Raw genomic sequence first — 13,168 nt, 5'->3', positions numbered from 1 at the left:
TTGTATAATATGTAAACGATTTCTTTTTGTGGAGGTAAAGATGAAAAAGGTTTTATTGATTGATAATGGCCGTAAATATTTTTCGAAAGAACAATTGATCCAGATCATAAAAAAAGCAAGTCAATGTCGATACACGGGGATTTCTTTTGCGCTGGGAAATAACGGATTACGCTTTTTACTGGATGACATGACGCTGACTGTCAAAGGGAAAACTTATTCCAGTCAATCAGTCAAAGAAGCATTGATTGCAGGAACAAAACAGTACTATGAGGATCCTAATGGTACTTATTTGACGGAAACAGAAATGGCAGAGTTAGCTAGTGTGGCTAAGGCAGAAAACATGGAAGTGATCCCGCTTATCAATACCCCTGGCCATATGGACGCGATTCTAACAGGAATGCAACAATTAGGCATCGAACACCCTTGTTATCAAACGTCGATTCGAACACTTGATTTGGATAATCAAGAAGCGGTCGCTTTCACCAAAGCACTACTTGAAAAATATGTGAGCTACTTCTCAACGATCACTAATTCCTTCAATATAGGTTGCGATGAATTTGCCAATGATTTAACTGATGGCGGATGGCGAGGACTCCAGCAGTCTGGGAAGTATCGCGATTTTGTCACTTATACCAATCAATTGGCTGAACTGGTCAAAACCTATGGGATGATTCCGATCGTATTTAACGACGGCATCTACTACGAGGAAAAAGAACAATTTGGTCGATTCGATCAAGACTTAGTGATTGCCTATTGGACAGCAGGGTGGGACAACTATCACGTCAGTTCTGCCGAATTTTTACTTGATCAAGGGCATCAAGTAGTGAATACGAACGATCACTGGTATTGGGTCATCGGTCGAAAAACAAGTGAACAAGGACATTACTCCTTTGATACAGCAAAAAACGCACTAGCGACAATTTCGACATCCACTGTAGTCAGCAATACCGAATTACCAGTGATGGGTAGTATGGTTGGTATTTGGGCAGATGAGCCACAAGCAGAGTTTGTACTAGCCGATCTGTTTGAACTACTAGAAACAACTGTAAAACAATAGTAAAGACAAAAAAACTGTCATTCGATGGCGTACGTAGTTGCCTGTTGAAAATCAGTTTTTTGTTATTTTTAATTGTTTAAAATGAGTATCCATTCATTTGAAGTTATTTTCATTCGTTTTTTTATTGACAGTAATTCGCTACTAGCGTATATTATATTTTATAAATCGTAATCATTACTATTTAAAATTTGAGTGGTTTGATCGAAGCTGAAAATAGGGCAACGATTGAATTGCTAAAAAAGAGTGAGAGAAGGAGAAAACATGCGCCAAAACATTACATTAGAATGCAAAGAAACGGGTGAACGAATCTATCTGACGAGTAAAAACAAAAGAAATACACCGGAACGATTAACGTTAAAGAAATATTCGCCAAAGTTAAGAAAGAAAATGCTATTTACAGAAGTAAAATAAGGTGAAATGAATGTTCTAGAAAATGGGGGGATAAAATGGAGAAGCAAGACCTTTCAAGCGCATATAGACGATTGAACAGCCCGAATATCAAAACACGAAAACGTGCGCTCAAACTCATTCAACAATCAAAAAGATTGAAGAATAAACACTAATAGTAGTAATATCATTGGTTTCGATACAACTCTTTTTTTTGCTGTATAACGATGATAAAAAACGTGTTATACTATTCAAAAATAAAGGGGGCGAAATCAATCGATATCAAGTATACCTATGCAACGATCAAGGATCTACCGCGAATTGTGGACATTTATAATCAGTCTATCGCATCGAAGCAAGCAACGGCGGACCTGGAACCGATAACGGTTGACTCGAGGCTCCCTTGGTTTGAGGCGCATCATGCTGATTCTAGACCGCTTTGGGTAATGCGTCATGGCGATCATATCGTCGGTTGGATCAGCCTTAGTGATTTTTATGGTCGGCCTGCGTATCAACAGACAGCGGAAATCAGTATTTATCTAGACCTAGTGACACGTGGTCATCATTTAGGTAAGGCCGCGCTTGCCTTTGTGGAAACTCAACTGCATCGTTTAAAAATCCAGACAGTGCTTGCATTTGTTTTTGATATGAATCAGGCAAGTAAAAAGTTATTTCTCAAAAATGGATATGCAGTTTGGGGACATTTGCCAAAAGTTGCCAATATGGGCAATCAAGAAAATGACCTGATCATTCTAGGGAAAAAATATCAAAATCAATAAAAAAGATGTACATTTTGTCTATGTGACAAAAATGTATGTTTTTTTTTGCTTCTTACTACACAAATGACTCATTAAGTGCTAGACTAATAGATGAAACAGGTGTTAATATCTGTATTAATATTATTTTTATTTATAATGTAATGATCATGTAAATAGCTTTGAAAAGGAAGGTGTCTCATGTTGTTTAAGGAAAAACAAGGCGTAGGAACTGTATCAGAAGAAGTAATTAAAGAAAAACAAGGTGACGAAACTGTATCAGAAGAAATGATTAAAGAAAAACAAGGTTCAACAACTGTAGTAGAAAGTTTAATCAATCATCAAGTTGATTACGTATTCGGTATTCCAGGAGCGAAAATCGATGGAGTATTCAATGAATTAGAAGATCATGGTCCAGAGTTGATCGTGACGCGTCATGAGCAAAATGCTGCCTTTATGGCGCAAGCAATTGGTCGTATTACTGGAGAACCAGGTGTGGTGATTGCGACAAGTGGGCCAGGTGCGAGTAATCTAGCAACCGGACTAGTCACAGCAACAGCAGAAGGTGATCCCGTGTTGGCAATCGCAGGGCAAGTAAAACGAAGTGATTTATTAAAATTAACACATCAAAGCATGAACAATGCTGCGTTGTTTGAACCAATCACAAAATATAGTGCAGAGATCCAAGATCCTGAAACAATTTCAGAAATTATCGCTAATGCCTATCGAATGGCAAAGAGTTCGAAAAAAGGCGCTAGTTTTATCAGTATCCCTCAAGATGTGGTGGATGCACCAGTCAAAAGTGAGGTCATCAAACCATTACAAGATCCTAAATTAGGCTCAGCATCTTCAGGAGATATCGACTATCTGGTTGAACGGATTCGTGAAGCGAAGTTACCTGTATTGTTAGTTGGAATGCGTGGATCAAGTAAAGATGAAACAGCAGCCATTCGCCAACTTGTTGAAAAAACAGGATTGCCTGTGGTAGAAACTTTCCAAGCAGCTGGTGTGATTTCTCGTCAATTAGAAGACCACTTTTTTGGTCGAGTAGGTCTATTCCGCAATCAACCAGGAGATATGCTGTTAAAACGGAGTGATTTAGTGATTGCAATTGGCTATGATCCAATCGAATATGAAGCGAGAAACTGGAATGCTGAAAAAGATGCTAGAATCATCGTCATTGATGAAACACCAGCTGAAATCGACAGTTACATGCAACCAGAACGTGAACTAATCGGGGACATTTCTGCAACATTAGATTTACTGACAGAGTCATTAGAAGAAACACAAGTATCGGCAGATGCGCAAGAATATTTAAATACGTTGCAAGAAAAGTTGAAGGCACGAGATATTTGTGAAACCAGTAGTGAAGACGGGATCTTACATCCGTTAGAAGTAATTAATACACTGCAATCGAAAGTAACGGACGACATGACTGTGACAGTTGATGTAGGTAGTCATTACATTTGGATGGCCCGCCACTTTAGAAGTTATGAAGCGCGTCATTTGCTATTCAGTAATGGCATGCAAACATTAGGCGTCGCACTTCCTTGGGCGATCTCTGCTGCACTGGTTCGTCCAAATACGCAAGTAATCTCTGTGTCAGGAGACGGTGGCTTCTTATTTTCTGCCCAAGACTTAGAAACAGCTGTACGTAAAAAATTGAATATCATTCATTTGATTTGGAATGATGGTCATTATAATATGGTCGAGTTTCAAGAAATCATGAAATATGATCGAGCATCAGGGGTTGATTTTGGTCCAGTTGATTTTGTTCAATATGCCCAAGCTTTTGGGGCTAAAGGTCTGCGAGTAAGCAATGCAGAAGAATTGGCATCTGCCTTAAAAGAAGGATTTGCTACAGAAGGGCCAGTCATCATCGATATCCCAATTGATTATCGAGATAATGAAAAATTAGGTGAAACGATCTTACCAGACCAATTTTATTGAAAAAATAGCGTGATTTGTGAAATATCAAAATCATAAAAAAGAAGTCCTTGAACCTCTAAGAGTTCAGGGATTTTTTTTGTGAAACATATAAGAAAAATTCTCAATGGAATTTGTGAAAAATTGCCAATAATTGCCGAATAAAATGCCCTTTTTTCTCCAAGAGGATGCTAGAAACTATTCAAATGCTCTTGTGAGAGTATGCACAAAAATAATGAAAGAGAGCGTATTACTGCTTTTTAAAATCTACGCTAGTATGGATGAAGACACAAGCGGTTTAAAAGATAAAAATTCATCAAGTGTTTACCACAGTTTACATTGAGCTGGAAAAAAACTGGATTATAATACTCTCTGCCCGTAACTAGCCAAATAGAATTTAACTTTTTGAGGTGCATTGCAACTACTACGTTAAAAGAGATTTGGCGAATAATACTTTTTTTGCGCGATTCCAAAAAAAGAAGTACTTGGTCAATTTGACCAAGTTAGGTTTTGTTAGGTGGAATTTAGTGTATAAATAGATGTACAAAATTTTTTCAAAATCAAAAGTAAGGAGAAAAATTATGGGAACTAAAAAGAGGAAATGTTTTAATTTGGTTGCTGTAGGTTTAGCACTTGCGTCTGGCTTGGTGCTAACAGGTGCTAATGGAACCGTTGCTAGTGCCGATAGTGTTAAGACAGGTTATAAGTCTTCAGATGACTATTTGGTACAGCATGGTATTTATACGCTTGGTGCGACAGATGCAACGATTGAGGTTGGTTCTGTGAACGCAACTTCAATTTTATCTGCTACACATGCTATTGCTACGAATGTTCTTGCAAGTGAAATTCCGATGCAGTCACCGAATATACAAGTTATTCTGAAGCAAAGCAACGTTAAAGATGTACCTGGTCAATATAAGGTTACATTAGGCATTGCTGAAGATCCAGAGTTAGAAAAGACTGTGACAATTACCGTTGTAGATGAGAAAAAGGATGTTGGTCAAAATGGTATTTATTCATTAACTGCGAATGATGTAGTTTTTTCTATCGGGCAGGCAAATGAACAAACTATTATTGCTCAATCAGGAGCTCAAGCTAAGACTACGGCAGGGATTCCTCTAGAAATAATTATTAAAAAATCAGATGTTAAGAGTTCAGAGGTTGGAGATTACAAAGTTGTATTAGGTATAAATGAAGATCCAACTATTAGCATTACAATTAACGTGAAGATTGTTGGAACAGAAGGTGAAAAGCCTAGCACAAAGGTGATTCGTGCTTATGATGCCGTGGTAGAGGCAGGGCATATCGACGATAATTTGATTCTTTCATCTGCGAATGCTGCGGTTATCAATCCAGTTACTGGAATGGAAGTAATAGAAACCCCAGTTTATATCAAATCAAGTACAGTCGAAGATAAAGCAGGAGTCTACTCTGTCGTATTAGGAGCGAAAGGTGATTCGTCAGTCCCAGAAAAAACAATTCAAGTAACAGTCCTTGGCAACTCATCTGGAGGTGGAGAAACAAATCCGGATACACCAATCCCTAGTCCGTGGATGATTCGTGCGTATGATGCTACAGTTGAAACAGGTCAAATTGATGATAATAGCATTCTTTCCGCTGCAAATGCTATGGTCATTAATGCGGTTACGGGCATGACAATTGATACTCCCTATATTAAATCAAGTACAATTGAAGACAAGCCAGGAACCTATACAGTTGTATTAGATGCAAAAGGCGGATATTCATCAGTCCCAGATAAAACAATTCAAGTAACAGTCCTTGGTAACTCATCTGAAGGTGGAGAAACAAATCCGGATACACCAATCCCTAGTCCATGGATGATTCGTGCGTATGATGCTACAGTTGAAACAGGTCAAATTGATGATAATAGCATTCTTTCCGCTGCAAATGCTGTGGTCATTAATGCGGTTACGGGCATGACAATTGATACTCCCTATATTAAATCAAGTACAATTGAAGACAAGCCAGGAACCTATACAGTTGTATTAGATGCAAAAGGCGGATATTCATCAGTCCCAGATAAAACAATTCAAGTAACAGTCCTTGGCAACTCATCTGAAGGTGGAGAAACAAATCCGGATACACCAATCCCTAGTCCATGGATGATTCGTGCGTATGATGCTACAGTTGAAACAGGTCAAATTGATGATAATAGCATTCTTTCCGCTGCAAATGCTATGGTCATTAATGCGGTTACGGGCATGACAATTGATACTCCCTATATTAAATCAAGTACAATTGAAGACAAGTCAGGAACCTATACAGTTGTATTAGATGCAAAAGGCGGATATTCATCAGTTCCAGATAAAACAATCCAAGTAACAGTCCTCGGTAACTCAGGAGGAAGTGGAGGAGCACACCAACTTCCAAATGAAATTTTTTAAAACTTTGGAAAAAACAATGATGTTATTTTTTCAGAGCCTTGAAAAGGAAAAGGAAGAGGTATTTACAAGTATGAAAAAAAATATTTTAAAAGCGGTAGTAGGAATTGGAACAGTAGTCTTCATGGGGTGTGGCATGAGCATGCCTGTAGTTAATGCTGATGGGCTTACAGGAAATGTGACTCTAGATCCAGGTAGTAGTGGGGAAAGTAATGGGAATGATGGCAATGAAGTAAATGATATTCAAAGATATTTTATTTACGCAGAAAATGTTGCTCAAATTTTAGTAGGCAAAACAAGTGATCAACAGTTAATTGAAGCTGCTAGTGTGCAGGCTATGAATTTAATTGGAGGTAGTGCGGGAGTTGTTGTAAAAAATACCACCATTCATCCGAATAAAACAGGCAGTTATGAAGTAACTTTTGCTGTAGCGGAGGATTTGACTGTTGAGACAACTGTTAAAGTGAATGTTGTTGAAGAGCTTACTCATGCTGGTGAAGATGGATCAACTGATTTCCCGCATTCTTCTATGACAAGACCAGATTGGAGTTTCCAATAATTGAAGTAAAGAACGGTTACTCAAAAGGAATTTAATACGAAACTGTTAAGTTCTCACTTTTGATAAAAAAAGATAGAGTTACCTTCTATTTAGTTTATGGCTTCCAGCCACTTGTTTCAATAGGAATAGTCAAAACCACCCGTATAACGGGTGTTTTGACTTTATTATAATCTCAGATAATATCAATAAAAAAGAAAAGAAGAATCTTAAAGCCTATGGCTAGAAGGATTACTGGTATTTTAATATGTATTGTCGGGATTAGTTGTTTGGTCAGCACACTTAGATGATATCATTGTAGTTTTCGTTGTATTAATTCTAATACTTATTCCCAGGGTGTTTGATTATAGTGTTTGAATAGCTTTCCTCAGAGCTAATTTCATTACTGAGGGAATTTTTTTAGTTTTATCGTATAATATATAATAACCTTTACATAGGTACAATTTCAGGATTTACAATTCGTGCAAGAATGAGAGAATAGGACAAAATGATGTATGAGCAAAAAAAATTGGAAGAATACAAAAGCTTGGGATATTATTTAGAAAAAATACGTAAGGGAAAGCACATCCCATATCGCGTTTTTAAAGAAAATGGTTTGTCTGTTTCTACATACCAAAGGGTTGTAAAAGAAGAGGCTGATTTAAAGCTATCTGACTTAGCAATCATAACAGAGGTACTTTGTTTATCGCCATTAGAAGTAAACATGGAAGCAGAAAATGCCTCGTTGACAGTAAGTTATCGCAAACGATTCATACAATTTCTGGAAACTGGGGAGTTTGAGGAGGCACAAAGAGTTTATAAAGGATTTAGGGAGTATATTGATTCTACCTCCTTTACATTAGGAAAACTATCAGTCATGTATATGTTCCAAGCTTTATTACTCTTGCATCATCCTCAGACTATAGTTACAAAAGAGGAAGCATTAGCAACTGAAAATGAAATTTTAAAGCGACTAGAAGAAGCAGAGGTTTTTACGCTTTTTGATATTGAATTTTTGGCCTTGCAATATCAATTAAATTTACAACGGATGGATTCCAACCTTTTCTTGAGATTACTCAGAGAAACAGATATCCAAATGACTGATTTTAGAACCAAATTAGTTCTTGATAATTTTTTTATTCAATTTACGCTGACAGTATTAGAACAAAAAAGGATGAAAGAGTTTAACGTTTTTAAAAAAATTATTAGCGATAAAGAATTCTTTTATTCGGATTGGTTTTTGTCAGTATTTAAAAGGACACTGGATACTCTAGAGAAAGGTTTTGTTTATGGACAAGTAGAGAAAATGAAAATCGAACTCTCAAAACAAAAAGAGGCTTTAGAGATAATATTAACTCGAGAAGAGTATATGAAAATTACAGAGTTTTTTACCAATTTACTAAAGCTAAGTAAAGAATTGTAAAGCACGAGGGGCAAGTCCTCCGTGCTTTTTTTATCCTCAAAGTGAGACATTACCGAGAAATATAGCAGTTTCATACATACGCGATTCCTCAAAAGAAATATTTGGTCAATTTGAACAAGTTGTGCGCAGAGGGGGGAGATTTTTGTAAAATAATATTGTAAAAAACAGTATGTCTTGTTTGTGTTCTCTGGTGTAGTCTTTTTCGTTCGTGGGGCCTGTATAGACAAATAAGACAAACTACATTTAATTATAAATACTAGGAGAGTTTTTTATGAAGAAAAAACAGAAAAAAGTTTTGAATCACTTGCTTGCATGCTCTGCACTGCTCGTTTTGGGTGGTCCAGTTGTTGGTCAAGCTGTAATCAATGTTCCAGTTGCCCATGCAGATACAAATGCAAATCCAGTTGCTGATAAGACAACAATGCGTTCAATTACTGGTGTTAGTATCAAATCTTAGACATCTTTTCGTAGAGCCAGAAATAAATTAAACTTATCTACGAGAGGATGGATTTTATGACCCGATACGAAGAAAATTTCAAACAGATGATTGTTGAGCTGAATTAAACTGGACGTTCTGTTCGAGGATTGGCGAAAGAATATGGCTTATCTGAAGCAACGATTTACAAATGGAAAAATTTATATTTACCAAATCAGTCCACAGGACTGACCGGAAAAGAAGCGGCTGATTTGAGAAAAGAAAATGCTCGTTTGAAAGAGGAACTTGAAATATTAAAAAAAGCCGCAGCCATATTCTCTCGAAAGACCTAAAGTCACTTGTTCGATTCATTGAAAAATGGTGTAAGGAGTACACTGTTTCTTTGTTGTGTCGGTTATTAGAAATTCCTAGAAGTGTCTACTATTTTTATAAAAATAAATCGTTAACAGCTACAGAAGTCAGAAATAACCAATTGAAAAAGAAGATTTCAACGATCTTTTTTGATCATAAACAGAGATATGGTGCAACAAAAATCCATCAAGTGTTGCTAAAATAAGGAATTTCAGTATCTCTTAATCATGTAAAAAAACTGATGAAACAATTAAATCTAAGGTCAATTGTGGTTAAGAAATACAGACCTCAACGGCCTGTTCAGCCGGTTTTTTTAAAAGAGAACATCTTAAATCAGGACTTTTCTACTAAAACTATCTGTGAAAAATGGGTAGCTGACATCACCTACATTCCAACTAAGAAAAATGGTTGGTGTTACTTATCTTCGATTATGGATTTACACATGAAAAAGATTATTAGCTATACATTTTCTAAACGAATGACTGTCGATTGTGTGTTACAAACATTCAATCAAGCAAAGCAACGGTACTACATTCCAGAAGGAATGATTCTACACACTGATTTAGGTAGTCAATATACAGCAATCGAAGTGGAAAATTGGCTTGAAAACAATAAAATAAGGCATTCCTATAGTCGCAAAGGAACACCATATGATAATGCAGGAATTGAGTCCTTCCATGCATCATTGAAAAAAGAAGAAGTATACACAACGACTTACTCAGACTTCGAAGAAGCGAATCGATCTTTATTTAGCTACATTGAAGGATTTTATAATCGTAATCGAATCCATAGTTCGATTCATTACTTAACTCCACAGGAGTTTGAAGATTTAGAAACAGAGAAAATGTCTTAGCAGTCTCTACTAAAATATGTCCAAGATATTGACTCAAATCCAATATCTATCACAAAATGATTTATTGGTAAATCATTTTATTGGAACTTATTTGAAAAAAATGAAATAAGTAATAAGCTTAATATTATTTAGGAAAAGTAAATATTTAGTATAATTCTAGAACCTATGATGAACAGTGTTTTCATTTTTGAATTTTGTAATGATCGCGAATATTTAAACTAACCATTTCTTTTAACTGTTATGTGTTTTTCGAATAGATGACGGGAATCTTAAGCTAAAAAATGCTATAATCAAAGAAGAACATAAGGGAGGATAAGCTAATGACTTTAGATGTAAACAAAGAAGAATTGACTATTATGGGCGTGAAATTCGATAGTTTTCGACTATTCAAAAGTGTTTGGTATGCAATCAGTACAAATATGATTGAAGGTTGTATTCCCAAAGTAAAAGAGGTTATTCGATTGCGTGAAGAAGCCATTGTATTAGGTATTTCATAATGGCTAGAAAACAATATGAAGATCCTGATAATATTTATACTTCCCCAAATTCAAAAGTATCAATAAATAAACTTGATGAGTAAGACTTTGAAAAATTGCAACAAGCAGAATACAGAATGGTTGCTTCTCAAATCTTAAAATTAATTGCTCAACCGATTGAAGTTCATTCAATGAAAGATATACTAAAAATTCATGAGTTTCTTTTTCAAGATTTGTACTAGCGGGCAGGGTAGTACTGGAAAGGGAACATTTCAAAACAAGAGCATGCTTTTATGGCGATGCAATCGTTTGGAACAGCTGAGTCATATATGAACTCTTTAATTCAAGATTATTATAAGAATGCAAATACAAGGGACAAAGTTATTAGGCATTTAGCGTCAATATTAGCTAATGAAAATTATTTGCACCCTTTTCGTGAAGGAAATGGGAGGACTCAGCGTGAAGTGATTCGATCCCTAGGCTTAGCTAAGGGTTATGATTCGGAATTTAATGTTGAACTTGATGATGAGATGTATAATTTATCTCTGGATGGGACTGTTCATTGAGATATCAAGAAGTTGGAACAATTGGTCGATAAAATTTTAGTGAAGATCAACTAATTTTAGAAACTTTTAGCAGACCTTTCAAAAATATAGGAAGAGTATATCTACACCAAACCTCAAAATTAGCTTGCCCATACTTGTCAAAAAACCATGCTCATTTCATACTCATATTCGAAAATAGACAAAGATATGGCAGAAAAACGCTGATTTAATCGGAATCAGAAACGAATTAACATTACCAGACCAATTTTACTAAGGGGATGTTCAGATGACAGAGAAAGTATTATATCAACATGGTACATTAGGTGCGCTAATGGCGGGACTGATGGACGGGACTACTTCCATTGCGGGGGTCTTGAAGTACGGTACACTAGGTCTTGGAACATTACATGGGTTAGACGGCGAAGTGATATTTTTAGACGGTGAAGCCTATCAAGGTAGATCAGATGGTGCATTGATCCATTTGTCCGGAGAAGAGTCCACTCCTTATGCGGCAATCACTGCATTTTCAGCGGACCGTTCATTTACAGTCCAACATCTATCTAGCGAAGCATTAAAAGAAAAAATCCTGAAGGACGAAGCAGGGAAAAATCTCTTTTTAGCAGTCAAGATCAGCGGTTTATTTAAAGATATGCATATCCGGATCATGCCAAAACAAGAAAAACCATATCGACGCTTAGCGAAGATCTCAGAATCCCAGCCAGAGTTTCATCGATCAGATATTCAAGGGACAATTGTTGGGTTTTATACACCGGAATTATTTCAAGGGGTGGCTGCTGCAGGCTTCCATTTGCATTTTATTGACGATGAGAAAACATTTGGAGGGCATATCCTCGATTTTACTGTGTCGCAAGGAACAGTAGAAATCAGTCAAATGGAATCTTTGGTGCAACATTTTCCGACGAATGATCCGACTTTTATCCAAAATGAAATCGACTATGCAGATCTAGCTGCTGAAATCGAGCAAGCAGAATGATCTAGTCATTAAGAAACAAAAATAAAACCATAGCGTTGCTCCTTGAATTAGGCTATAATTTTGGGCATAGAAGGAGTGATTTTGGATGTTATGGACAGAAAAAGAAAAAAGAGATGCTTATGAAATTTTGCTACTCCAACAAAAAGGACTTTTAGAAGCAGAAGACAACTGGTTGGCCAATTTAGCTAATTCCTCTGCATTATTGAATGAAACATTACCTCAAACAGTCTTTGCCGGCTATTATTTATATGATGGACAAGAATTGATTTTAGGCCCTTTCCAAGGTAGAGTGTCATGTACCCGTATCAAAATGGGAAAAGGTGTTTGTGGCGAAGCAGCAGAAAAACAAAAAACATTGATCGTTGCGAATGTGAAAACCCATGAAAATTATATTTCATGTGATTCAGCCGCACAATCTGAAATCGTAGTACCTATGATCAAAGAAGGTCGATTGATCGGAGTACTTGATATCGATTGTGGTGTGACCGAGGGCTACGATGCTTTAGATCAAGAATTTTTGGAACAATATGTTGAGTTATTGTTAGGTGATTTTCCTGTAAATGTTATGAAATAAAGTGAAAAAGAGTTGAAAAAAGGTGTTTGATCACTTTTTTTCAACTTTTTTTAATTTATTGAATATTTTTGTTTTCATAATCTAATTTTAATGTTATTATCATTTTATAAAATATTAAAGAACCAAGAGGAGAATGAGTTATGACAAGCGAAACAATCGTTTTAGGACAAAAATATGTATGTTATCCAATCGGCATCAAAAATAAAGTAGTCGGAGAAGTAATTGGAAAATTAGAAAACTGTGTGATTATGAGTGTAGAGGAATATGATCGTACAGATCACTTAGATATTCTAGAGAAATGTGGGAAAGTTGTCGCAAAATATACAGATATCTTTGAGTTGAGTCCCGTTGAACAGGTCTTTCAGTCACCAACCAAGCTGTACACACAAGCAATGGTATCTTAAAGTGATGAATACGCCTATCGCCTAGCAGGAAGTCTGATTTGAATAAGCTA

At 36.2% G+C, this 13,168-nt stretch carries 14 protein-coding genes and 1 pseudogene; all 15 read left to right on the top strand.

All coding sequences use genetic code 11. The features are described from left to right. The first annotated feature begins 40 nt into the window (after nt 1-40). The 15 genes and pseudogenes from HZ311_RS02250 (at nt 41) to HZ311_RS02180 (ending at nt 13,118) form a co-directional block, all read left to right on the top strand. Nucleotides 41-1,057 (top strand): family 20 glycosylhydrolase, encoded by a 1,017-nt coding sequence (locus tag HZ311_RS02250; RefSeq protein WP_023519931.1) that lies wholly within the window; start codon nt 41-43, stop codon nt 1,055-1,057. Between the two features lie 261 nt (nt 1,058-1,318). Next, nucleotides 1,319-1,468: a 50S ribosomal protein L33 gene (gene rpmG / locus HZ311_RS02245; RefSeq protein ID WP_010735066.1), complete on the top strand. Its 150-nt coding sequence runs from the start codon at nt 1,319-1,321 to the stop codon at nt 1,466-1,468. 35 nt (nt 1,469-1,503) lie between these two features. Next, complete coding sequence (locus tag HZ311_RS02240) at nt 1,504-1,620, top strand: putative metal homeostasis protein (RefSeq protein WP_096081604.1); 117 nt, start codon at nt 1,504-1,506, stop codon at nt 1,618-1,620. A 51-nt stretch (nt 1,621-1,671) separates the two neighbouring features. Continuing rightward, a complete protein-coding gene (locus HZ311_RS02235) occupies nt 1,672-2,223 on the top strand; it encodes a GNAT family N-acetyltransferase (RefSeq protein WP_137072557.1) in 552 nt (183 codons plus the stop codon). Nucleotides 2,224-2,487: 264 nt separating this feature from the next. Then, a complete protein-coding gene (gene alsS, locus HZ311_RS02230) occupies nt 2,488-4,149 on the top strand; it encodes an acetolactate synthase AlsS (RefSeq protein ID WP_178946803.1) in 1,662 nt (553 codons plus the stop codon). A gap of 557 nt (nt 4,150-4,706) precedes the next feature. Further along, complete coding sequence (locus HZ311_RS02225; protein WP_178946453.1) at nt 4,707-6,530, top strand: hypothetical protein; 1,824 nt, start codon at nt 4,707-4,709, stop codon at nt 6,528-6,530. Further along, on the top strand, nt 6,517-7,086 hold the full coding sequence (locus tag HZ311_RS02220) for a hypothetical protein (protein ID WP_041684239.1): 570 nt from the start codon (nt 6,517-6,519) through the stop codon (nt 7,084-7,086). The genes HZ311_RS02225 and HZ311_RS02220 overlap by 14 nt, the downstream gene beginning before the upstream one ends. A 487-nt stretch (nt 7,087-7,573) precedes the next feature. After that, nucleotides 7,574-8,485, top strand: coding sequence for a hypothetical protein (locus HZ311_RS02215; RefSeq protein WP_023519926.1), 912 nt, complete (start codon nt 7,574-7,576; stop codon nt 8,483-8,485). 271 nt (nt 8,486-8,756) lie between these two features. After that, entirely contained in the window at nt 8,757-8,942 is a 186-nt protein-coding gene (locus tag HZ311_RS02210; RefSeq protein ID WP_023519925.1) for a hypothetical protein, read from the top strand. Nucleotides 8,943-8,998: 56 nt separating this feature from the next. Beyond that, nucleotides 8,999-10,125 (top strand): annotated as a pseudogene (locus HZ311_RS02205) (IS3 family transposase). A 320-nt stretch (nt 10,126-10,445) separates the two neighbouring features. Continuing rightward, entirely contained in the window at nt 10,446-10,622 is a 177-nt protein-coding gene (locus HZ311_RS02200; RefSeq protein ID WP_010735074.1) for a hypothetical protein, read from the top strand. Between the two features lie 272 nt (nt 10,623-10,894). Beyond that, nucleotides 10,895-11,167, top strand: coding sequence for a Fic family protein (locus tag HZ311_RS15975; RefSeq protein ID WP_010735075.1), 273 nt, complete (start codon nt 10,895-10,897; stop codon nt 11,165-11,167). A 265-nt stretch (nt 11,168-11,432) separates the two neighbouring features. Next, nucleotides 11,433-12,140 (top strand): acetolactate decarboxylase, encoded by a 708-nt coding sequence (gene budA / locus HZ311_RS02190; RefSeq protein ID WP_010735076.1) that lies wholly within the window; start codon nt 11,433-11,435, stop codon nt 12,138-12,140. An 85-nt stretch (nt 12,141-12,225) separates the two neighbouring features. Further along, nucleotides 12,226-12,714, top strand: coding sequence for a GAF domain-containing protein (locus HZ311_RS02185; RefSeq protein ID WP_010735077.1), 489 nt, complete (start codon nt 12,226-12,228; stop codon nt 12,712-12,714). A gap of 140 nt (nt 12,715-12,854) precedes the next feature. After that, nucleotides 12,855-13,118: a hypothetical protein gene (locus tag HZ311_RS02180; RefSeq protein ID WP_023519921.1), complete on the top strand. Its 264-nt coding sequence runs from the start codon at nt 12,855-12,857 to the stop codon at nt 13,116-13,118. Nucleotides 13,119-13,168 lie beyond the last annotated feature (50 nt).

The sequence above is a fragment of the Enterococcus mundtii genome (assembly GCF_013394305.1).
Classification (GTDB): domain Bacteria; phylum Bacillota; class Bacilli; order Lactobacillales; family Enterococcaceae; genus Enterococcus_B; species Enterococcus_B pernyi.
This window is presented reverse-complemented; position numbering and strand designations above follow the sequence as displayed.